The sequence below is a fragment of the Flavobacteriales bacterium genome, assembly GCA_026129465.1.
Classification (GTDB): domain Bacteria; phylum Bacteroidota; class Bacteroidia; order Flavobacteriales_F; family PHOS-HE28; genus PHOS-HE28.
In genome coordinates, this window is the sequence record JAHCIA010000001.1 from 2,045,813 (window position 1) to 2,068,877 (window position 23,065).

17 protein-coding genes are annotated in these 23,065 nt (G+C 63.6%); 10 read left to right on the forward strand and 7 right to left on the reverse strand.

Translation table 11 applies throughout. The features are described 5' to 3' along the window. Window positions 1–3: 3 nt before the first annotated feature. On the forward strand, window positions 4–2,040 hold the full coding sequence (locus tag KIT10_08800) for a tetratricopeptide repeat protein (protein ID MCW5899356.1): 2,037 nt from the start codon (window positions 4–6) through the stop codon (window positions 2,038–2,040). An 11-nt stretch (window positions 2,041–2,051) separates the two neighbouring features. On the opposite strand, the gene KIT10_08805 is transcribed toward KIT10_08800, so the two are convergent. From KIT10_08805 to KIT10_08820, 4 genes are all read right to left on the reverse strand, one after another. Beyond that, window positions 2,052–3,017 carry a T9SS type A sorting domain-containing protein gene (locus tag KIT10_08805; protein MCW5899357.1) on the reverse strand — a complete coding sequence of 322 codons (966 nt, stop codon included), beginning with the start codon at window positions 3,015–3,017 and terminating at the stop codon, window positions 2,052–2,054. Between the two features lie 70 nt (window positions 3,018–3,087). Next, on the reverse strand, window positions 3,088–5,490 hold the full coding sequence (locus KIT10_08810) for a TonB-dependent receptor (GenBank protein MCW5899358.1): 2,403 nt from the start codon (window positions 5,488–5,490) through the stop codon (window positions 3,088–3,090). Between the two features lie 183 nt (window positions 5,491–5,673). Beyond that, window positions 5,674–5,949 carry a hypothetical protein gene (locus tag KIT10_08815; GenBank protein MCW5899359.1) on the reverse strand — a complete coding sequence of 92 codons (276 nt, stop codon included), beginning with the start codon at window positions 5,947–5,949 and terminating at the stop codon, window positions 5,674–5,676. A gap of 420 nt (window positions 5,950–6,369) precedes the next feature. Then, window positions 6,370–6,960, reverse strand: a complete 591-nt coding sequence (locus tag KIT10_08820) for an ATP-binding protein (GenBank protein MCW5899360.1) — start codon at window positions 6,958–6,960, stop codon at window positions 6,370–6,372. 109 nt (window positions 6,961–7,069) lie between these two features. Here KIT10_08820 and KIT10_08825 point away from each other — a divergent pair, with 109 nt between their 5' ends. The 3 genes from KIT10_08825 (at window position 7,070) to KIT10_08835 (ending at window position 11,600) form a co-directional block, all read left to right on the forward strand. After that, window positions 7,070–8,902, forward strand: a complete 1,833-nt coding sequence (locus KIT10_08825) for a T9SS type A sorting domain-containing protein (protein ID MCW5899361.1) — start codon at window positions 7,070–7,072, stop codon at window positions 8,900–8,902. 96 nt (window positions 8,903–8,998) lie between these two features. Beyond that, window positions 8,999–10,846 (forward strand): alkaline phosphatase D family protein, encoded by a 1,848-nt coding sequence (locus KIT10_08830; protein ID MCW5899362.1) that lies wholly within the window; start codon window positions 8,999–9,001, stop codon window positions 10,844–10,846. A 43-nt stretch (window positions 10,847–10,889) separates the two neighbouring features. After that, the gene (locus KIT10_08835) at window positions 10,890–11,600 is read left to right on the forward strand and encodes a lycopene cyclase domain-containing protein (protein MCW5899363.1); all 711 of its coding nucleotides are present in this window, start codon (window positions 10,890–10,892) and stop codon (window positions 11,598–11,600) included. Here the strand turns inward: KIT10_08835 and pnuC are convergent. From pnuC to ribF, 3 genes are read right to left on the reverse strand one after another with little or no spacing between them, the layout of a single operon-like run. Beyond that, window positions 11,573–12,169, reverse strand: coding sequence for a nicotinamide riboside transporter PnuC (gene pnuC, locus KIT10_08840; GenBank protein MCW5899364.1), 597 nt, complete (start codon window positions 12,167–12,169; stop codon window positions 11,573–11,575). The two genes, KIT10_08835 and pnuC, sit on opposite strands and share 28 nt — an antisense overlap. A gap of 36 nt (window positions 12,170–12,205) precedes the next feature. Further along, the gene (locus KIT10_08845; GenBank protein ID MCW5899365.1) at window positions 12,206–12,805 is read right to left on the reverse strand and encodes a leucine-rich repeat domain-containing protein; all 600 of its coding nucleotides are present in this window, start codon (window positions 12,803–12,805) and stop codon (window positions 12,206–12,208) included. Beyond that, window positions 12,802–13,761 carry a riboflavin biosynthesis protein RibF gene (gene ribF, locus KIT10_08850; protein MCW5899366.1) on the reverse strand — a complete coding sequence of 320 codons (960 nt, stop codon included), beginning with the start codon at window positions 13,759–13,761 and terminating at the stop codon, window positions 12,802–12,804. The genes KIT10_08845 and ribF overlap by 4 nt, the downstream gene beginning before the upstream one ends. Window positions 13,762–14,009: 248 nt before the next feature. Between ribF and atpD the strand changes: the two genes are divergently transcribed. The 6 genes from atpD (at window position 14,010) to KIT10_08880 (ending at window position 23,062) form a co-directional block, all read left to right on the forward strand. Continuing rightward, complete coding sequence (gene atpD, locus KIT10_08855; GenBank protein MCW5899367.1) at window positions 14,010–15,521, forward strand: F0F1 ATP synthase subunit beta; 1,512 nt, start codon at window positions 14,010–14,012, stop codon at window positions 15,519–15,521. A gap of 64 nt (window positions 15,522–15,585) precedes the next feature. Then, a complete protein-coding gene (gene atpC / locus KIT10_08860; protein MCW5899368.1) occupies window positions 15,586–15,819 on the forward strand; it encodes an ATP synthase F1 subunit epsilon in 234 nt (77 codons plus the stop codon). Between the two features lie 176 nt (window positions 15,820–15,995). Further along, complete coding sequence (locus KIT10_08865) at window positions 15,996–16,628, forward strand: transposase (protein ID MCW5899369.1); 633 nt, start codon at window positions 15,996–15,998, stop codon at window positions 16,626–16,628. A 146-nt stretch (window positions 16,629–16,774) separates the two neighbouring features. Next, window positions 16,775–17,350 carry a hypothetical protein gene (locus tag KIT10_08870; protein ID MCW5899370.1) on the forward strand — a complete coding sequence of 192 codons (576 nt, stop codon included), beginning with the start codon at window positions 16,775–16,777 and terminating at the stop codon, window positions 17,348–17,350. Between the two features lie 149 nt (window positions 17,351–17,499). Beyond that, window positions 17,500–20,016: a hypothetical protein gene (locus tag KIT10_08875; GenBank protein MCW5899371.1), complete on the forward strand. Its 2,517-nt coding sequence runs from the start codon at window positions 17,500–17,502 to the stop codon at window positions 20,014–20,016. Window positions 20,017–20,065: 49 nt separating this feature from the next. Next, window positions 20,066–23,062: a hypothetical protein gene (locus tag KIT10_08880; GenBank protein ID MCW5899372.1), complete on the forward strand. Its 2,997-nt coding sequence runs from the start codon at window positions 20,066–20,068 to the stop codon at window positions 23,060–23,062. The last annotated feature ends 3 nt before the right edge of the window (window positions 23,063–23,065 follow it).

Consider the following 23,065-nt stretch of genomic DNA (forward strand, 5'->3'; position numbering starts at 1 on the left):
CACATGCGGCGCGCGCTCCTCCTCCTCACCTTCACGCTGGTCCTGGTCGCCCATGGGCGATCCCAGTCCGATTCCCTCTGGAATGTCTGGCAGGACGCCGCGATGCCCGACAGCAGCAGGCTTCACGCCATCCAACAACTCGCTTGGAAGAACGTCTTCGAACGGCCGGACAGTGGCATCGCGCTGGCCCGACAGCAACTGGAATTCGCCCGGCGCAGCGGCTTTCGCCAACAGGAATACGAGGCCCATACCACCCTGGCGGTGGGCAGCACCCTGCGCAGCGATTATGCGGAAGCGATGGAACACTTGCGCCATGGGCTGCGCATCGCGCGCGAGATCGGAGACCGGCGTCGCGAGGCGAACGCGCACAGCAACATGAGCAATGTGTACCGCAACCTGGGCGACCTGCCCAGGGCGCTGGAAGCGTTGCAGAGCAGCATGCGCATCGACCTGGTGCTGGGCAACCAGGAAGGGCTGGCCGGCACCTACAGCAACATCGGCAACATCCATGCGGAGCTCGGCGATCTGGACCTGGCACTGGAGAATTACCAGCGAAGCGCCAGCCTGGCTGAGGAACTCGACAGCGACCGCATCCGGGCCCAGGCGCACATGAACCTGGGCGCCACCTGGCTGCGCAAGGAGCGCCCGGACACCGCCATCGCTGAACTTGACAGGGCGCTGGCCATCTACCGCACCATGGGCCGCAAGCTGGAAATGGGCATGGCCTGGAACAACCTCGGGCGTGCCTGGGGCCAATTGGGCCGGATGAAGGAGGCGCACGCGAGCCTCGACTCCGCGTTGGTGCTGCTCACCGGCGTGGGCAGCGGCCGGCAGATCGCCCGCAACTGGATGAACCGCGGTGAGCTGTACCGATTGGAAGGACGTCCTACGCGTACCATCGACGCATGCGGCCAAGGCTTGCGCATCGCGCTGGAACAAAGGCTGCCCCAACAGGAGATGGAATGCCGGCAATGCCTCATGCAGGCCCATGAGGCGCTGGGCGACTACCGCCAGGCCTTCCTGGAGCAACGCAGGTACATGGCACTGAATGACTCCCTGGAGACCTTGAACAACAGCCGCGAGGTGACCCGCCTGGAAGTGACGCGCGTGTTCCAGGAGCGCATGCTCACCGACAGCCTGGACAACGTGCGGCAGCGTTTCGAACAGGACCTCGCCTTCCAGGAGCATTTGGGCCGGGAGAAATTGCGACGCAACGCTTTCCTGTTCTCCGGGATCGGCATCCTCGCCTTCAGCATCGGACTCTGGGCCAGGCTCAGGCACGTGCGCCGCTCCCGCGCCGCCATCCAGCACGAACGCGACCGCAGCGAACATCTGCTGCTCAACATCCTGCCAGCGCAAGTGGCCGAGGAACTCAAGGCCCATGGCTCGGCCGAGGCCAAGCAGATCGACCAGGTCACCGTGCTCTTCACGGACTTCAAAGGCTTCACGGCGATCAGCGAACAAGTGAGTCCGAAGCGACTCGTCCATGACCTGCACGAGTGCTTCAGCGCCTTCGACCGCATCTGCGAGAAGCACGGCATCGAGAAGATCAAGACCATCGGTGATGCGTACATGGCGGCGGGGGGATTACCCGTGCCCAACGACACCCACGCTCGAGACGCCATCCTCGCGGCACTGGAAATGCGCGATTTCATCGCTGCGGGCAAAGCGCGCAAGATCGCCGCGGGCCTCCCCTACTTCGAGATCCGCATCGGTATCCACACCGGCCCCGTGGTAGCGGGCATCGTGGGCGTGAAGAAGTTCCAGTACGACATCTGGGGCGATACGGTGAACACCGCCAGCCGCATGGAGAGCAGTGGTGAGGTGGGGCAGGTGAACATCAGCGAGGCCACCTATGCGCTGGTGAAGGAAGTTGTCAGTTCTCAGTTGTCAGTTGTCAGAGGGGACAACGGCAGCCGGACAACTGCCAACCAACGACCGACAACTCCCGCGTTCATGTTCACCCCACGCGGCAAAGTGCGGGCGAAAGGAAAGGGCGAACTGGAGATGTACTTCGTGGAGCGGACCGCGCTCACGTAAGCCACATTCCCTCAGCGCAACACCACAACGCGGGCGGAAGCGCCCAAACCGTCGGCCCCCAAGATCCGCAGGACATAGGTGCCATCGGATACCCCGTACAGGTCCAACCATGCCGTGCCATCGGCGGAGACAGTGATCCGGTTGGTCCGCACCACACGACCCATCGCATCATGCAGCAGCACGTGTTGTGATCCGACCAAACGCTGGCCCGCATGGAGTCGTACCGTCCCGCTCGTGGGATTCGGTGCAAGTAGGAGCTCCTCGTTCATCGTTCCTGACGCGATCCCCTGTAAGGTGCCCGTGAGGAATCCATAGCTGTCGATCCCTCCCTTGCCGCATGAGGCGGCCAGCACCTCCTGTCCCTCGCTGTAGAGGCGGGCCTCGCAATTCTCGCTTCCCAGCACTTCCAAGGCGTAGCAAGCCGATGGATCCAGCATCACCCATTGCTCCTGATCGGCGGCGGCCGGATAGGGCCCACCCTGCACCACGGGCTGCCCCAACGCATTGAGCACCCGCCACGTGGTGGTGGTCGCGGCGGCGGCGGGGATCACCACCTGCACCAGGTAACTGTCCGCCGTGGGCGGTTCCTCATCCACCACCAGGGTAAGCGTATTGCCCACGGCATCCTCGTCCGGGAAGCCGTTCACCGTCATGATGTGGAACTCCAACTCATCGCCCACCTGAACACCGTTCATCGCAGGCAGTGCCGGGTTGCGCGACTCGTCCGGCTGGGCCTCAACGGCCAGCTGCCAGTTGAAGGAGTTGACATGCAGGCCGTTCTTCCAGGTGTCCACCACGCAACTGCCCATGGCGGCCGTGCCCGTGTTCTTGATCGTCACCACCGGCGTGAAGACGCCGTCGCAGATGTAGCGCAGACCCTTGTAGCGTACGAATGAGGCGTCATAGGTTCCTTGTGCCAGCAGGGCGGATGGTGCGATCATCAGCAGGAGTGCCGGTGCAAGTAGCGTGCGGACCATGGCGATGGGTTTGGATGACCCAAACATAGCGGGTCATGCACGCGGGGACAATAGAACCAAGGTTAGTGGTTCACCACCGCACCACCAACCCGCCCAACACATGGAAGGGCGCCTGTGGGAACAGGCCCACCATGTCCTGCCGTGTTCCGCCTTCAATGAAGCTGTACACCCAGCCGTTGTTCTCGTACAGCTCACTGAAGAGGTTGCGCAGGGTGAGGTTGAAGTCCACCGAGCGCATGTTCTTGAAGCCGAGCAGCGTGACGTTGAAACGCAGGTCGTTCACCAGGAAGGGGTCCAGCATGCGGTCGCGGATGGCGGTGTTGTCCAGGTACTGCTCGCCCACGTACTTGGTCACGAAGGCCACGTCGCCGCGCAGCTTCTCCGGCTTGTCCACGAAGCGATAGGCCAGCTCGCTGCCTGCGACGATCGATGGCGAGAAGGCGATGTCCGTTTCGCCCACCTCCACTTCCACCTGCCCGCCGTTGTCCCAGTCGTCGAGGAACTCGGTGAAGCCCTTGATGCGGTTGCTGCTGAAGGCCGCGTTGCCACGCCATACCAGCGCGCGGGTGAGTTGGGCCGCCCAGGTGAACTCGGCACCGGCGCGATAGCTCTCGGCCACGTTGGTGCGCAGCGGGTAGCCCACATCGTTCAGTTCGCCGGTAAGCACGAGCTGATCGGTGTAGTCCATGTAGTAGAGGTTCACCCCGGCGGCGAGGCGGCCGCTGCGGCGCTCATAGCCCAGCTCGTAGTCGGTCATCCGCTCGGGTGTGGGGCGGCTCTGCGGGCTGCTTTCGATCAGGTCACGACGGTTGGGTTCGCGGCCACCAACGGCCACGCTGGCATAGACCCGGCCGCCCTCGTGCGCCTTCCACTGCACACCGGCCTTGGGGTTGAAGAAGTTCCAGTCGGCCTGCTGCGTCACGTTCTCCAGGTCGTTGTTGAAGCCCAGGAAGTCGTGCGTGACCATGCGGTACTGTGCATCGGCGAAGAGGTCGATGCGGTCGTTGAGCACGTAGTTGAACTTGGCGAAGACGTTGCCATCAGTCTTGGTGCCGTTGTTGTCGTAGTAGCGCTGGCGGATGTCACTATCACCCGCCCAGCGCGCCCAGATCACCTCGCCGAAGTGGTCGTTGCTGTAATGGCTGTAGCTGCCGCCGAGCACCAACTTGTGCGCACCGAGGCACTGCTCGTAGGTGGCGTTCACACCATCCAGCGTATTGTCCAGCCAGCGCCGGCGGATCAGGTCGCTGCGCGTGATGGTGGTGTCACCGACAACGATCGGCGCGATGCCGTAGTTGCTCAAGCGGTCGTTCGCACGATACTGCTCGAAGAAGCCCGCACCCAGCACACGGAACAGCGTGATGTTGAGCGTGCCGTGATCGCCCACCTGCTGATCGAAGAGCAATTGGTAATGCGTCTGCTGGTAGTCGTCCACCTGGTTGTCGTAGCTGTAGGGATTGAAGGTGCGGTTGGTGTCGAGCACCTCGCGTGGCACACCCTCCCAGGCCTGGTAGGTCACTTCCTTGCCGCTCATGGTGAAGAAACGCAGCGAGCGCTTTTTGCCGAGCCATGCGGCCTGGAACTGGTAGCTGCGCAGGTCGGCGGTGGCGCGGTCGATGTAGCCGTCGCTGCTGATGGTGCTCAAGCGGCCATCGATGCTGAACGCGCCCGCCTTGGAGTCAGCGCCCATGAGCCCCGTGCCGAAACGCGCGTTGTAGCGCCGCGTGTTGAAGCTGCCTCCGAAGGCGCTGATCTCACCGAAGGCTTCCTTGTGGATGGCCGCGCTGCGCATGTTGATGCTGGCCCCGAAAGCGCCGGGACCGTTGGTGCTGGTGCCCACGCCGCGCTGGATCTCGATGTCCTCCAGGCCACTGGCCAGGTCGGGCATGTTCACCCAGAACACGCTCTGGCTCTCGGGGTCGTTGATGGGCACGCCGTTGAGGGTGACATTGATGCGCGTGGCGTCGCTGCCGCGGATGCGCAGTCCGGTGTAACCGATGCCGGTGCCCGCATCGGTGGTGGTGACCACACCGGGCTGCAGGTCCAGCAGGATGGGGAGGTCCACGCCGGTGTTGATGCGGTCCAGCTCCTCGCGCGTCACCTTGCTCACGGCGAAGGGTGCACGATCGCCGGCGCGCAGGGCGGTCACCTCGGCCTCGCGCATCAGCACCAGGTTCGGGCGCATGCGCAGGCTGAAGGTGTTGTTCCCGGAGGCCAGCTCGATCAGTGTATCCACCGGCAGATAGCCGATGTACGACAAACGAAGGCGAAGTGCGCCCGGCCGCATCCCGCCAATGGCGAAGCGGCCTTCGCGGTCGGTGCTGGTGCCGAAGCGTTGTTCATCGCCCACGATGAGAGTGACGCCATCGAGGGGTGCATCGTTCTCGCCGGTGATGGTGCCGGTGAGGCGTGTTTGGGCGTGCGTGGAAAGGGCCAGCAGAGCGGCCGCGAACAGGGTGTACAGGGTCTTCATGTTCCTCCGTGTTGGTCGTCATCGCACGGAGGCGCCCACGCAGGTGGGATGGTTACTTCCTTGGCAGCATTACCTGCCCAGGTTCTGCGGGTGTGATCTCAGCCGGCCTATTGGCGGGCACCCCGGGGATGACGGAGCGAAGGTACAGCCACAAGGGATCCACTCTCGGAATGTTCGTTCCTTTCAGGAACCTGAGCGCCACAGGTAGGCCGCACCGATCCCCACGATCGGGAAGGTCGTGTAGGTATTCCCACCATACCTGTGGAACTCCAACGCGAGTGGAGCTGCCATCAAGGAGAAACGCAATTGACCCGGTCCCATGGGCATTCGATAACCGCCACCCACACGTAAGGACAGCAAGGCCCGATGCGATGTGCCCCGACCTTCCCTTACCTCCCCGGTATACGTGTAGCGCGTGGTGGTTTCGCTCCAGTAGGTAAGATCATCGAATGCGGCCATTACTTCCCAGAACGGTCCACGCGGACCACTCCCAGCGCGAAGGTCGCCTTGGATACCAGCGGCGATACCCATTAGCCCGGACCGGAACCGGCCTTGGGTCACACGAGAATTGGTATCCGCCACCGCGAGATTTCGAGGTCCATATTCCTGGTGGACCCGTGCCGTGCGTGGTATGCACCAACCCGCATCGGCCCGCCATGACAAGCGGTAACCCAGCTTGCCCGAAGCGCTCACGGCCAAACCCAGCAGTACAGCCTTGTAGTCCGAGACGTACACTCCTCGCATCTCCGGCCCAATGTGTACTTGGGCTTGAACCAATCCGGCACCGATCGCCATCAACGCAATCAACAATGTGATGCTGAGTCTCACGATCGATGAACGACGAAGCGCTGCGTTCATTGTCACAACCAGCCTTACCGATCAACTCGCCGCCCCGCGCATCAATGCCTCCACCACATCCACCGCCTTCTGTACGCGTTCCTCAGGGTCCCCTTCGATGATCACGTATGGAAAGCCATACGCCTTCATCTCCCGCTCCCACACGGCGAACAGGCGGTCGCGGTCGAGCGGGTTCTCGCGCAGCGGGTCGGGTTCCCAGGGGATGTCCGGACGGCACAGCAGGCGCAGGTCGTACTTCAGCTCGCGCACCAGCCGCTCGATCTCCGGATGCACGCGACCGAACTTCTCCTGGCTCCAGATCTTGATGTTGAGGATGTCGGTATCGAAGAGGGTCGGCTTGCGGGGAGCGCGCCTGGCGATGGTGTCCTTGCCATGGATGGCCTGGTGGTGCTCCTCGGCGAGACCGGCCGCATCGCCGAACCACTGGGCATGGCCTTGGGCCATCTCCAGCAGGTCCTCCTCGGTGTAGGGCCGCTCCAACTCGTCCAGGTATTCCCGCGTGGCGTCATTGATCAAGCCGCCTATACCTCGGAACATCAACTGCTCCGCAAGGGTGGTCTTGCCACTGCTTTCTGGGCCCACGATGGCGATACGAACAGGAATGATGGGCATGGGTCGGTCGGGCACATTCCCGCTGGCCACAAAGTAACTTTCGGTCACATGCCGGGCAGCGGACCACCGCATGCGCCGCGTCTTCCCGCCGACCGATCACCCTATCGCCATGACACGCACCTGCTCACTCCTCCTGGCTTCAGCACTGTCCGCCAGCGCACAAGCCACCATCCCGCACGGCGAACATGCACCGCTCTCGCAGCACTTGACGGAAGTGAACGCCTGCTGGAACGATCATCCATGGGCGTTCCTGGATGTGTCAACCAATTTCCACGATGACGACGCACGTATCGCGCAGCATCTTTTTCTGGTCCGCGACGCCTTGTTGCGCGATCGGCCGGCAGGCTTCGCCGCGGAAGTGTTCGAGCATCGCGACATGCTGCTGCATCGCTTGGGCGACTACGCCGCCACCGGCGTTTTCCCACGCAACCAGTTGTTGCCCGCACGCCACCCGGTCTTCATCGATCCGCTCGGCACCGCCTGCGCCGTGGGCTGGCTGATGATCGAAAGCGGGCATCGCGACCTGGCCGAACGGATCTCCTCGGAGATGAACCTGGCCTACGTGATGGACATGCCCGCTTCCCCGCTGTGGCCCGAGATCACCGCGTGGGCCGGTGCGCACGGCTTCACCCCCGATGAACTCGCCTGGATCCAACCGGGCTACCCGCCCGCGATCCCCACCTTCCCCTGGGGTGGTGGCACCAACGGCCCGGTGAAGGCGATCGCGATGCGGCCCAACGAGCATGTGGTGATCGCCGGGGATTTCACCGAAGCGGGTGGCAACGCGGCCGCCCGCGTGGCCGTCTGGAATGACATGGCCTTCGTTCCCGTGGGTACCGGTATCGTGAACGGCTCGCCGGAATGCGCGCTGGCCATGGGAAATGACATCTGGCTGGGTGGTCGCTTCCTCGACGGGGAGGCGGACCTGGCGCATTGGAACGGATCGACGTGGCAGTACGAACTGGTCTTCAACGGCATGGACCCCGCGATCCACGCGCTGCACTGGTTCGACGGCACGTTGCATGTGGCGGGCGAATCGACCGGCTTCGCGAACACCACGCACGCCGTGATGCGGCAGGACGGTGATTCCTGGAACCCGGTGGGCAGTCCGTTCAATGATGCGGTGCTCACGCTCACCACTTTCGATGGCGCCCTCGTGGCTGGCGGTGCCTTCACGCAGCCCGTGTCGATCATCGACCCGCTGATGCTGTATGTGGCGAAGTACGATGGCGTGGACTGGCACCAATACGCCGATGGACTGGACGCCACCGTGCATGCGCTGCTGGCGGTGGACGGCAAGCTGTACGCGGGGGGCGACATCAAGGTGCTCGGCGAAAGCACCTTCGGCCTGGCGCGCATCGGCGCGAACGACATGGCCTGGGAAACGCTTATCGGCCCGGAGTTCTTCGATGTGGATCCCGGCCAGGCGCACATCGCATCGATCGCCAGGCGCGCCGATGAACTCATCCTTGGGGGATCGTTCGGCGTGGGCGACATGATGGTGATGGGCACGCACCTGGCCATGTACCACATGCCCACAGGTGCCGTGACGCCGGGCATCTTCCACAACGCACCGGTGGAAGCGGTGTTCGAGAAGAACGGCATGATCTACTACGGCGGGCTGTTCACCAGCAGCAACATGGGGCAGCTGCCCCATGCGGCCATCACCGACTTCACCACCGGCATGCCCGTAACCGATCCATTCCCGGAAGTGACGCTGCTGCCCAACCCCGTGCGCGACGATCTGATGATCCTGGCCGAAGGCCTGACGGTGGCGGTCCCTTTGCGCCTTACGGACATGGCGGGCCGCAGCGTGGAACTTCCCACCACGCGGATCGATGGCGGCCTTCGCCTGGATGTGCGTCCGCTCGCGGCAGGAACATACCTGATCACCCTGCCGCACCATGGTGTTGCGGTGCCCCTGCGCTTCGTGAAGAACTGAGTCGCCGGCGCGGTTATCTTCAGCGGTTAATTCACACGCGCCGTGATCCGGGGTAACACGCTTCGTGCTACCCTTGTGGCACAAGACGATCCCGCCATGCGTCCCTTCACCCTGCTCCCCTTGTTGGTCCCGGCAATGCTCTTCGCGCAGCAGGATGGACCCGTGGACCCATTGCGCAGCGGTCCCGACCCCGCGTTGGAGCCCTTCTTCCACGGCGTGGCCAGTGGCGACCCGGAAGCGGACCGGGTGATCATCTGGACGCGCGTGACCAGCCCCTTGGAGGAAGTGGAGGTGCTTTGGCGCATGGCGCTCGACACCGGCATGACCCAAGTGGTGGCCGAAGGTCTGACCACCGCGCTCGCGACGCATGACCACACGGTGAAGGTGGACGTGGGCGGGCTGCAGCCCTTCACCTTCTACTACTACGAATTCGAGGCGCTCGAAGCGCGATCGGTGCGGGGACGCACGCGCACGCTGCCGGTGGGGACCGGTGTTGACAGCCTGCGCTTCGCCGTGGTCTCTTGCAGCAACTACGCTGCGGGATACTTCAATGCCTATGCGCGCATCACGCAACGCAACGACGTCTTCGCGGTGATCCACCTCGGCGATTACATCTATGAGTACGGCAGCGGCCAGTTCGGCGGTGAGCGCCCGCTGGATCCGCCGGTGGAGATCCTCTCGCTGAACGATTATCGCATCCGCCATTCGCACTACAAGCTCGACCCCGACCTGATGCGTCTGCACCAGCAGTATCCCTTCTTCTCGGTGTGGGACGACCACGAGAGCGCAAACGACAGCTGGTACGGCGGTGCGCAGAACCACAATGCCGGCGAGGGCGACTGGTTCGCGCGGAAGAGCGCCGCCATACGCGCCTATGCCGAGTGGATGCCGCTGCGCCTGCCCGATCCGCAGGACACCCTGCGCATCTACCGCCGTTTCGCTTTCGGCGACCTGATGACGCTGCACATGCTGGACACCCGGCTGGTCGGCCGCGACGAGCAGAGCACCTTCACCAACAACGACCCCGACAGGCAGCTGCTCGGCGCCGACCAGTTCGAATGGCTGGCGGGGGGCATGAGCGGCAACATGGCCCGCTGGCAGGTGCTGGGGCAGCAGGTGATGGTGGCGCCCCTGCTCGCCTTCGGTGTGCCCGTGAACCAGGACCAATGGGACGGCTACCCGGCCGAACGCCAGCGCGTGTACGACCACGTGATGCAGAACAACATCCGCAACATGGTGGTGCTCACCGGCGACATCCACACCACCTGGGCCAATGACCTGCCCTACGCCAACTACAACCCATCGTCCGGTGCGGGTTCGGCCGGGGTGGAGTTCGTCACCACCAGCATCACCTCCACCAGTTTCGACCTGCCGATCCCCAGTGCGCTGATCCAGATCCTGAACCCGCACATGAAATACGTGAACCTGAGCCAGCGCGGCTATCTGGTGATCGACGTGAACCACCAGCGCGTGCAGGGCGACCGGTGGTTCGTGCCCGACGTGTCTCAGCCCAACGGTCAGGAAAGTTTCGCGGGGGCGCACTTCACGGTGGACATGAGCCGGCACCTGATGAGCGCGGCAGGTCCCAGCGTGGCGAGTCCCGCCATCATCGGCGTTCCAGCCCCTTTGATGCCGCGCCCCTTCCTGGTCACGGGGCTGCCGCAGGAGATCAAACCCCTGCTCATCGGCGCCTACCCCAACCCCTTCCTCGACCACATCGACCTGCAGCTCGCCATCGCGGAGCGCGGGCCGCTGACCATGCGCCTGCTCGATGGAGCGGGCCGCATCGTGCTGGAACAGGGCTTCCTGGTGCCACAAGCGGGCTTGCACAACCTGCGCATCCCCGCGCCCGGACTGGCGAGCGGTGCGTACCTGCTGCACATCGTGCAGGGCGATCGGGCCGTGGCGCACCGGATGATCAAGGTGGACCACGGCGCGCGCTGAAGCCGAACCATCGGAAGGGTGTGGCGTTCCTTTGCCACCGTCCATGGAGCGCTATCTCTACCTCCTGCTCGACCTTGGCAGCATCGCCTTTCCGTTGCTGGCCAGTTTCGAGCCGCGCATCCGTTTCCACCGCAAATGGCCGGGTCTGTTCGCCGGTATCGCGGTGGCCGGCGCGGTGTTCATCGTGTGGGACGCGCTCTTCACCGCGCACGGCGTGTGGGGCTTCAACGACCGCTATCTGGCCGGGCCACGACTCTGGGGCATGCCCATCGAGGAGTGGCTGTTCTTCCTGATGATACCCTACGCCTGCCTGTTCCTCTACGAGGTGATGCGGCATTTCGTGAAGCGTGACATCCTGGGCAGGGCCGCGCGCCCGTTGAGCATCGCGTTGATCGTGGTACTCACCGCCATCGGTCTGCTGAACCTTGGCAGGCTCTATACCTCCATCACCTTCCTGGGCACGGCGGTCTTCCTCGCCTGGATCGTCTTCCTGCACAGGCCCGCCTGGCTGGGTCGTTTCTATGTGGGCTACGGCATCAGCCTCATCCCCTTCTTCCTCGTGAATGGCGTGCTCACCGGATCCGTGCTGCCCGAACCCGTGGTGTGGTACAATGATGCGCACAACCTCGGCATCCGCATGGGCACCATTCCCCTGGAGGACAGCATCTACCTGCTGCTGTTGCTGCTGATGGTGACGGTCTTCTACGAGCGGCCCTTGAAGCGGCCTCACGGCGACCTTTCCTCCGCGGGCTGAAGCGCCTGAGATGCGCGCCATTCCCGTTTCCAGCGCACCAGCGCCGCGATGGAAAGCCCCACGTACACGGCGTACAACGCGGCGTAGAAGTGCAGGCCCAGCAGCAGGTACAGCACGATCGCTCCACTGTCGGTGACGATCCACCAGGCCCAGTTCTCCAGTATCCTGCGCGCGAGCATCCAAGTGGCCAACAGGCTGAAAGCGGTGACCGTGGCATCCAGTTCCACATGCTGCGCATCCTGCCAGTAGCGCGCGGCGTGGACAAGGAGCAGCGTGGCCATGGCACCGGCGAGCAGGATGAGCAGATGGAAGAGCGGCCCACGCCGCGTGATGGGCAACTCGCCACCGCGGCCCTGGCCCCATTGCCACCAACCATAAGCGCCCATGAGCACATAGAAGGCGTTGAGGCCCACCTGCGCGTACACCTGCATGTGCCAGAACAACGCGCAACCCAGTGCCGACGCCGCGATGCCGAACAGCCAGCCCAGGCGGCGGTTCAGCATCATCAGCACCGTGTAGGCCAGATTGCCCACCACGGCGATCGCCTCGATCAGGGTCCAGCCTTCCATCAACTTCCAACCGATCAACTTCCCGCCATTTCAACCCTACATGCCACAATTGCAGGGCTGCGAGAAGAAGATCCTGGCCTTGGGCAGCAGTTCCTGGATGCGGTCCATCTCGTGCTGCTCGAACTGGATCGCGCGCAGATCGAAGAAGCGCAGCGCCTGCATGCCTTCGATCTCCTCGGGGAACTCCATCAGATCGTTGCTCCACAGGTCCAGCGAGACCAGTTCGGTGAGCTTGCCCATGCACTTCGGCATGCTGCGGATCTTGTTCCGGCTCATGTCCAGCCGTTTCAAGTGCCGCATCTTGCAGATGCCCTTGGGGATCTCCACCAGCTTGTTGCGTGCGATGCGGAGTTCCTGCATGTTCTCCAGTTCTCCCAACCAGTCGGGCAGGTCGCGCAGCCGGTTGCCGGAGAGGTCCAGGGCGTTGAGGTCCTTCATGGCGCGGACCTCCTCGGGCACGGCCTTCAGCTTGCGGCCACTGAGATCGAGCCGGTAGACAGGGCCGTCATGCTTCAATGCCCGCTCCACGCTGCGAAAGGTGCGCACCGAATCCAAGCCCGACCGCGACAGCGGTTGCGCCCAGGCCCGCCCCCAGGGCAAGGTGGCCAGCAGCAGGATCGGCAGGAGCTTGTTCATGGTGCCATGGGTCGTGCCAGCGCGGCTTCACGGTCGCGGGCCAATTGTTCCTTCAGGGCCTCCAGCCCGGTGAAGCGCATGTCGCCGCGTATCCGATGCATGAAACGCACGGTGATGGCCTCCCCGTACAGATCGCGTTCCCCGGTGCGATAGGCTTCGTCCAGGCCGAAGATATTGACCTCCACCACGCGCTTGCCAGCGCCGCCCGGCACGGTGGGCCGCTGGCCGATGTAGAGCATGCCCTGGAACGTTCCCGTCCGCAGTTCCACGGAAACCGCGTACACGCCGTCGCCCGGCACCAGCTTGTGCGGATCGATGGCACCGATGTTGGCCGTGGGGAAGCCGAGCGTGCGACCGAGCTGGTCGCCCTTCACCACCACCCCGCTCAAAGGGTAGCCGTAGCCCAGCAATTCCCTGGCGACGGCCACCTCGCCCTCGGCCAACGCATGGCGGATCTTGGTGCTGCTCACGGTGATGTGGTCCACCTCGTGCGCGGGGATCTCCTCCACGCGGAACCCATGGTGCGGCCCCATACTCGCCAGCAGGGACAGGTCTCCGCTTCTGTCCCGGCCGAAGCGATGGTCGTGACCGATCACCACGGCATGGACCCCGATGGCCTTCACGAGGATCTCACGCACATAATCCTCCGCACTCAGATTCGAGAAGGCCCTGGAGAAAGGCGTCATCAGCAGGTGGTCCAGTCCGGCGGCCTCCAACAAGGCCGCCTTCTCCTGTGGGGTGTTCAGCAGTTTCAGGTCGGTATGCTCGGGGAACAGGACCATGCGCGGGTGCGGATGGAAGGTGAGCAGCACGCTCTCACCCTGCTCGCGCCGGGCCAGCTCCAACAGCCGGTCCAACACCATGCGATGGCCACGGTGCACCCCGTCGAAGGTGCCCGTGGTGAGCACTGGCCGGCGCAGATCGCGGATCTTGGCGATGTCGGCGTGGACGCGCATGGGCGGCAAAGGTCGGTGTATGAACGCTTGGACAGCGGGAAGGCCGCCGGCAGGCAGGTTGAGGAGTTGGGGGTCGGCTCCGGGCAACCTCCCACGAACCTGGGCTTGCGCCACCCGACCTGCGATCGGCGCTGCCACTTGCGCGGGACCATTGGCGACTTGCCAACATCGTTCGCGCATTCGGGAGCAAGCCCTACCTTCGCGGCCGAAATCCGGGGAATACCCATTCAGAACAGCACAACTTCCTCATGGCCAAGCACATCGGAAAGGTCGTCCAGGTCATCGGACCCGTGGTCGACGTTCGTTTCGAAAGCGGCAAAGAGCTGCCCAACATCTACGATGCCCTGCACATCACCCGCGCTGACGGCAGCACGCTCGTGCTGGAGACCCAGCAGCTCACCGGCGAAGACACGGTGCGCGCCATCTCCATGGAAAGCACCGACGGTTTGAGTCGTGGCACCAAGGTGGAAGGCATGGGCCAGCCCATCGCCATGCCCGTGGGCGACGCCATCAAGGGCCGCCTCTTCAATGTGACCGGCGCGGCCATCGACGGCATGAAGGAGGTGGGCACCGGCAAGAGCTACCCCATCCACCGCGAGGCCCCCAAGTTCGAGGACCTCAGCACCAGCACCGAGGTGCTCTTCACCGGTATCAAGGTGATCGACCTGATCGAGCCCTACGCCAAGGGCGGCAAGATCGGCTTGTTCGGTGGTGCCGGCGTGGGCAAGACGGTGTTGATCCAGGAGTTGATCAACAACATCGCCAAGGGCCACAGCGGCTACAGCGTGTTCGCCGGCGTGGGCGAGCGCACCCGCGAAGGGAATGATCTTCTGCGCGAGATGATCGAAAGCGGCATCATCAAGTACGGCGAGGACTTCAAGCACAGCATGGAGGAGGGCGGCTGGGACCTGAGCAAGGTGAACTACGACGACCTCGCCACCAGCCAGGCCACTTTCGTGTTCGGCCAGATGAACGAGCCCCCCGGCGCCCGCGCTCGTGTGGCCCTCAGCGGTCTCACCATCGCCGAGTACTTCCGCGATGGCGACGAGCAGAGCGGTGGCCGGGACATCCTCTTCTTCGTGGACAACATCTTCCGCTTCACCCAGGCCGGTTCCGAAGTGAGCGCGCTGCTGGGCCGCATGCCCAGCGCCGTGGGTTACCAGCCCACCCTGGCCACCGAAATGGGCGCCATGCAGGAGCGGATCACCTCCACCAAGCGTGGTTCCATCACCTCGGTGCAGGCGGTGTACGTGCCGGCGGATGACCTGACCGACCCCGCCCCCGCCACCACCTTCGCCCACCTCGATGCCACCACGGTGTTGAGCCGTAAGATCGCCGAACTGGGCATCTACCCCTCGGTGGACCCCCTCGATTCCACCAGCCGCATCCTCACCCCCGCCATCGTGGGCGAGGAGCACTACCGCTGCGCCCAGCGTGTCAAGGAGATCCTCCAGCGCTACAAGGAATTGCAGGACATCATCGCCATCCTGGGCATGGACGAACTGAGCGAGGAGGACAAGCTGGCCGTGAGCCGCGCCCGCCGCGTGCAGCGCTTCCTGAGCCAGCCTTTCTTCGTGGCCGAGCAGTTCACCGGCCTGCCCGGCGTGATGGTGCCCATCGAGGAGACCATCAAGGGCTTCAACATGATCATGGACGGCGAGATGGACGAATACCCCGAAGCCGCCTTCAACCTGAAGGGCCGTATCGAGGATGTCATCGAAGCCGGCAAGAAGATGCTGGCCGAAGCGGCCAAAGCTTAGTGCTTGGTTGTCATTTGTCCGGCAGCGGCACTGACAACTGGCAACGAACAACTGACAACCACTCATGCGCGTAGAGATCATCACCCCCGACAAGGTCCTGTACAAGGGCGAGGCCAGCTATGTGGGTGTGCCCGGCATCGATGGCGGCATGGGCTTCCTGGAGAACCATGCACCATTGATCACCGTGCTGAAGGCCGGAGAGGTGAAGGTGACCACCGCCGAGGGTGAGAAGACCTTTCCTGTGAACGGCGGCGTGGTGGAGGTGATGGGCAATACCGTGCTGGTGCTGGCGGAGTGATGGGTTCGCCGGACTCCGTCCGGCGTATACGACCAACACAGCCAGCGCACATTTCCCTGACCAGGACTTTGACCAGCCCCCCGGGCTGGCTGCTGTTCGGCCCATTCTACCGGGAGGTGGGACCTTGCGCTTTTCACTGGACTTCATAGGACGAATGCTGCGGTTAGCTTCGCTCTATGCCCCGACCGCATGACCGCCGCCTGAACAGACCCGGTGTTGAACCCGGTGGACCCATCTGGTGGGACCGTGGCTACCATCCGCATTTGGAAAGCCAGAACCACATCCAGCACATCTGTGTGCATCTGGCGGACAGCCTCCCGAAACTACTGGTGGAACAAATGGCGAAGGCGTTGGAGGCGATCCCTCCCGCTCTGCGCGATGCGGAAAAGGAACGGCGCGTGAGCACCTACCTCGATGCCGGCCACGGCGACTGCGTGCTGCGCGAAACCGAGGTAGCCAACATGGTGCAGGAGAGTCTGCTCCATTTCGCTGGATCGCGGTATGTCTTGCATGAATGGTGCATCATGCCCAACCATGTGCATATCCTCATGCGGCCCGCGAACGGCATTACGATGAGCACCAGCATGGCCTCGTGGAAGAAGTTCACGGGCCTGCGCATCAGCCGATGGCGTCAGCAGCATTGGGGCAGACCCCCCGCTCCGGTGTGGCATCGTGAATACTTCGATCGGTACATCCGGGATGAGGACCACTACCGCACGGTTGTCAACTACATCCGGCAGAATCCCGTGAAGGCTGGGCTGGTGCGCGAGGCGAAGGCGTGGAAGTGGTCTTCCGCCTTTGAGGGATAGGGCGGTTGGCAGGCGGAACGAGCGGCGCTGCGCACTTTCAAAAAGCCGGACGGAGTCCGGCGGACCGAGGGTTGTGCTTCGCATGAAAGTGGTATTGACCTGAGCGGGGTCCGGAACGCAGCTTCGCCCATCCTTCACAAAGCACCATGCGCCACACGATCGCCCTACTCGCCCTGCTATCCTGCTTCTCCTGCGCCAAAGAAGACAGCCCTGCACCGCCCTCCGGAGGCAACGGTGGCGGAGGTGGCGGAGGCGGCACCTTCACACCGCCCACCACCAGCTACTGGCGCATCAACAACGTGGACAATGCCAGCAGCATGGACGGGGTCAACGTGAACATCCTGGCCAACCAGATGGGCGTGAACAAGCCCTTCCCCGACCTGGGTTTTGGCTATTGCCAACTGCGTGTGTTCAACGACGACTCCAACTTGGATGTCAGGGCCGCGGTGGCGGAGGGCGGGTACAAGGCCTACTTCATCACCAAGAACACCACCGCACACCCGGATTCGATGCGGGTGCAGCTGGATGTGCAGGACCAGAACAGCAGCACCTTCGGCAACTACTTCTACCGGGCCACGGGTGGCAAGGTCTACGTATCGAAGTCCGGCGGCAAACTGCGCTTCACCAGCGATGGCAACTTGTCCATGGAAGGTGTGAAGTACCCCAACATGCAGGACTACATCTACAACAGCCAGCTGACCTTCTCGCAGGTGGAGCCGTGAGTCCAGACCCGTCCTGACCTACCTATCACACCCTCTTGAACGGCGCTCCACTGGGGCGCCGTTCGTGCGTTCAGAGGGGTATAGAAATGGGTGACGCATGGCCAAGGCGGATCGGTCTTGCCTCGCAAGAAGCGGTAACTTCCATCTCCATGAACCGCAGCGGCATGGTCCGGCATCGTTCCATCACCTTCACGATCGCACTTGCTGGTGCATGCGGCACACATGCGCAGTATGGTGGTGTGGACCCCTCTTTCAATCCGTTGGATGATGGTGCTTTCGGAGCGGGCTTCCAGTATACCGATCCCTTCTATGCGTGGGACGCTCCAAGCCCACATCGGATAGGTCTTAGTGCTACGGGCGATCTCATCGTTTCGGGCAAGTTCGACCGTTACAACTGCCACCCCACCAACCATGTGGTTCGTATGGACATGGCCGGCCGGGTGGATATCTCATTCTCCACGCCCATCCACCAGCACACGCCGGTAACCGATATGGCCGTGCTGCCGGATGGCCGGATGATCGTAGTGGGCAACACCATGGGTATGGACGGGTTAGTGGTGAAGGGGGCCGCCCGATTGCTCCAGGACGGAAGCACGGACCCCGTGTTTTTGGCAGGTACCGAAGCCACAGGCAACGTGAGCCGGGTGGCCTTCTGGCCCGATGGCAGCATCGTGGTGGCCGGGTCGTTCACCAGTTACCAAGGCGTGCCAAGGGGTCGTGTCGCGAAACTTCATCCCAACGGGGCTCTGGACATGGACTACGCCACGGGGATCGCTGTGACGGAAGGTGTTGTGCTGGACATTCTTCCGCTGGCGGACGGCTCCCTTCTCATGGCTGGAAGTTTCACGTCCTATGATGGCCACCCCGTGGGCCGCATCATACGACTGGACGCCTACGGCCAAAGGGACCCTTCCTTCGAAGCATTCGCGAACGGCACCGTGACCGCCATCGCCGCAAGCCTTGACGGCAGCCTTTGGATCGGAGGGCAGTTCAGCATCGTGAATGATGTTCCCATGCCAAGACTGGCCCGGCTGCAAAGCCATGGCGGGCTGGTGCCCGAATTCGCCTCACCCCTGGTCCCACCCGGGAGCATTGTCCGGATCCGCGCCCTGCCCGATGGAAGCGCATACATCGCAGGCACGTTGAACCTCCCCGCAGGTGGACCTCCTGCCAGGATCGCGCGCATCGATCCGATCGGCGATGTGGATCCCACCTTCCAACCGATCGTACAGGAATTCCTTGTGAATGACATGCTGCCCTTACCAGATGACAGACTCGCCGTATGTGGTTACTTCAACCAATGGGAGGGCCAGCCCAGAAGCTGCATGGTGGTATTGCATGCCGATGGAAGCCTGGATACTGGCCACAATCCGGCACGCGGGGCAAGTGGCAAGGTGCATTCCATCGCCAGTCTGCCCGATGGCCGCTTGGTGATCGGTGGGACTTTTCGCGCATTCAATGACACATTGGTCCAGCGCCTGGCGATGCTCGGCCCCAACGGTGGCTTGCAGCATATCGGCTCCTGGGGAAGTGGAGCCAGCAATACGGTGAACAAGGTGGTGGTGGACGCCCAGGGCCGCATCCTCTTGGGCGGTTACTTCCAATCGATCCATGGGGTCCCGGCGAATTGTATCGCCAGGTTGCTTCCCAGCGGTGGGGTCGATCCAGGGTTCCTTTCGGGATCCGGCACCAGCCAAGTGGTATACGATATCATGGTTGACGATAAAGGCCGGATATTGATAGGGGGCTTGTTCGGTCTGTACAACGGCACCTATACACCACGCATCGCCCGATTGATGCCGGACGGGACGCTCGACCCGAGCTTCGATCCGGGCACCGGTGTGCCCGCTGGTGGAACCATCCAGAGCTTGGGGCTGCTACCGGAAGGGAAGATCCTGGCTGGAGGCAATTTCCATATGTACAACGGGACCACCACCCACAACCTTGTGCGCTTATTGCCCAACGGGAGCAGGGACCCCGACGTGCACCACCCTGCCGTAACGGGCATGGTCCGGGCGATCGCTGTGCAACCCGATGGCGCAGCGCTGGTGGGTGGCTATTTCCAACACGTTGACATGCTGCCGGTGCCCTATCTGTTCCGTACCCTGCCCGATGGCACCCGCGATATGACCTTCGACATCGGGACCGGGCCGGATCTGTATGTGGAGACCATCGCGCTTGACCAGGATGGTAAGATCCTCGTAGGCGGTTGGTTCTCCTCCTTCGATGGGCTTCCCTATTCGGGACTGGTGAGGCTTCATCCTAACGGCAGTGTGGACACCACATTCCCCGTGAACGGCCTGGGGCCATACTCTACCAGAAGAACCGTCCACGCGATCACCGTGCTCCCGGAGAACGAGATCTTGCTGGGAGGCAGCATTTGCACTTACAGCGGCCAGTTGCGCCATGGGATCCTGCGCTTGACCGGGAACGCCACCACAGGCGTGTCCGATAGAACGGCAACGGGCACCACTACCCTTTTCCCCAACCCCACCTCCGGCATGCTGCACTTCGGCCGGGACTTGTCAGGAAGCATTCACGATGTACAAGGCAGAATGGTGATGCAGGTGCCGCCTGGCGATCGGATCAGCGTGCAAGCCCTCGCGCACGGCGTGTACCTGCTGCGCACGGATGAAGGACAGGTGATGCGTTTTGTGCGGGAGTGATCTTGCAGGCACTTCCGCGAGGTCCTCCGTCCCACTACCTTTCCCGGGCTTGATCCGCCGCCTTTCTCCTCTCCTCTATCCGTTCGCCTTCACCGCTGCCGCGCAGCAGGCCGAAGTGACGCGCTACGACGTGGCCGACGGTCTGCCGCAGAGCATGGTGAACCATGTGCTGCAGGACCGCGACGGCTTCATCTGGCTGGGCACCGGCGATGGCCTGGCGCGCTTCGACGGGCAGCGTTTCGTGGTGTACAAGCATGACCCGCGCGACAGCACCACGCTCTCACACAACAGCATCTGGGGTCTGGCGGAAAAGGACGAGCGCCACCTGTGGGTTGGTACGCGCAGCGGATTGGACGTGCTGGACCGCCGCACGGGCCGTTCGAGCCGGCATGCCACGGGGCTGACACCTGATGAGGATGGCTGCTGGATGATGTTGGGCAACACGGGCAGTGTGCAGGTCTGTTACTCGCCGCTCAGTGGCCATCTGTTGTGGATCGGTCCACAGGGACAACGGCTGCGACGCTTGCGGCATCAGGCCTGTTACGCCATGCACCTCGATGGAACCAGCGGCGCCATCACCCAATTTCTCCTGCCGGACACCCTGCTCACCATCAAGGCCGATGGCCGGGAGCAGGTGGTGACACTGCCGAAACAGAAACAGGGTCGCACCATGGACCTCGTCCCACTAGGCGATCGCTGGCTGATGCTCTCGGACCAAAGTGCCTGGCTCTGGTCGCCCACCCGGGGCCGCGAGCCGCTGCCAGCCACCACCCAGGCCTGGATGGACCGTCCATCGGTGAAGAAGCTGGGGGCTATCGCGGGCGATGGCGGGATCTGGGTGGGCAGTTCCGGACATGGCGTAGCGGTGCTTGACACGGCCTTGCGCATCATCCGATCGTATCCGTTGCTGCCACCCACGGACCGGCCGCTGAACATCACCATGGTCACACCCGACCGGCAGGGCAACATCTGGGTGGGCACGGACGGCAAGGGGGTGTTCAAGATAGCGCCGCAACGGATCAAGTTCGGCCGCGCCATGCCCGGGCAGGGCCTGCCATGGGAGCCTTTCTCCTGGTTCGTGCGTGGCTTCGCTCCCTGGGACGATCACCGCGTGCTGGTGAACTTCTACCAGGGTGGCTTCGCGCTTTTCGATGAACACACACACACGCTCGAGCCCCTGCATCTTCCAGCCGGTACGCGCCGCGCCATGGTCCACCACGACCTCATCGGTCCATGGACCGACCGACATGGGACCATCTGGCTGCGCGATCCCTGGCGGGTGTTCGCCTTGGAGCCGGGCAGTGGCCGATCGCTCCTGGAGCCGGGCGCACTCCCAGGCAACGCGTTGGCGCGTGGCAGCGACGGCGACATGGTGCTGCTGGACCGCCATGGCCTTCGCGCCATGCGCCATGCGGCATCAGGTATCGAGGCCGAAGCCCTGCCTTCCATCCGTTTGGTACAATGGATGGACAGCATGGGCACCGTGCCCGATCACATGGCCATCGATGCTCGGGGACGCATCTTCCTGTGCCATGCCACGGCGCCCATCACCGTGTGGAGCCAGGATGCGCGCATACCGGCCGGACCCTTCCACCGCGATGTGCGCTTCACGATGGTCGCCATCGCAACGGACGGCGACGTGTGGATGACCGGCAACGACGGCCTCTATCTGTTGGACGGCGCCAGCCTTGCGGTGAAGCGCCACTACACCGTGCATGATGGACTGCCCGACCAATACCTCTACGCCATGCTGCCGGCCGGCGATGGCACCTGGTGGATCTCCACGAATCGCGGCCTGTGCCACTTCGATCCGCGCCAGGAGCGCTTCGTCACCCATGGCCCGCAGGATGGTCTCCAGAGCATGGAGTTCAACTCGATGGCCTGGCACCGATCGGCCAGCGGGCGCCTCTATTTCGGCGGCATCAACGGCTTCAACCACTTCATGCCCGGCGGCATTCGCTTGGATCGGGACACGGCACACGTGGTGATCACCGGAATGGCCGCGCAGGACGAGACGATCGACATCACCACGCTGGCCGACAGCGAAACCCTGGTGCTGCCCCATGACCGCAACCACCTGCGCATCGACCTGGCCGTTCTGGAATTCACCGCGCCCGCGCGGAACCACTACCGATACCGGATCGAAGGCTACGCGGACTGGAGCACACATCCGGCCAGGCAGCCCATACAACTCACCAACATGCCGGCGGGCGCCTATGTGCTGGAGGTGGCCGGCATCAACGGCGATGGGCTGGGGTCCGCGCCTCGCGCGCTGCTGCGCATCAACGTACCATTGCCATTCACCGCGTCGCCGGTCTTCTTCGCACTGCTGGGCATGCTCACGATCGCGGGCCTCGGCGGGGCGATCTTCCTGGGCTACCGCCAGCGGATCGAACGCCGGATGGAGCGCTCCGCACAGGAGGTGAAGGAATTGCGCATCCGGGCGCGCATCGCGCAGGACCTGCACGACGACCTCGGCAGTGGTCTGGCCAGGATCACCGCACTGGCCAGGCAGGCGGAGAAACGCGCGGATGCCGGTGAGGTCCCTTCGGAACCCGTGGGCCGCATGAAGGCCCTCTCGCAGGAACTGATGGACGGCCTGCGCGATGTGGTGTGGGTGAACGATCCGCGCGGCGGCGAGCTGGCCACACTGCTGATCCGCATCCGCGACCATGCACAGGACCTCTTCGAAGGCACGGAAACGCGCTGCTTGGTGGACTTCCCCATGCCTCCGCCGGAACGCCCCATCGGCCCTGTGGCGAAACGTGCGCTCTACCTCATCGCCAAGGAGGCGGCCCACAACGCCAGCAAATACAGCGGCGCCGCGGAAGTGGCCCTGCGGTTCAGGATCGCGGGGGATCGTTTCGAGCTGGTGGTGGAGGATGACGGGCGGGGCAAGGCCGATGCGGTGCAGGGTGGCGGCCATGGTCTGCGCAACATGCGCGAACGCGCGGCGGAACTGGGCTGCACGTGCGAGGCAGGGCCACGGATCGAGGGCGGATTCCGCCTGCTGCTTGCCGGGCCGGTCGCCGCGCTCGACCTTTGAGAC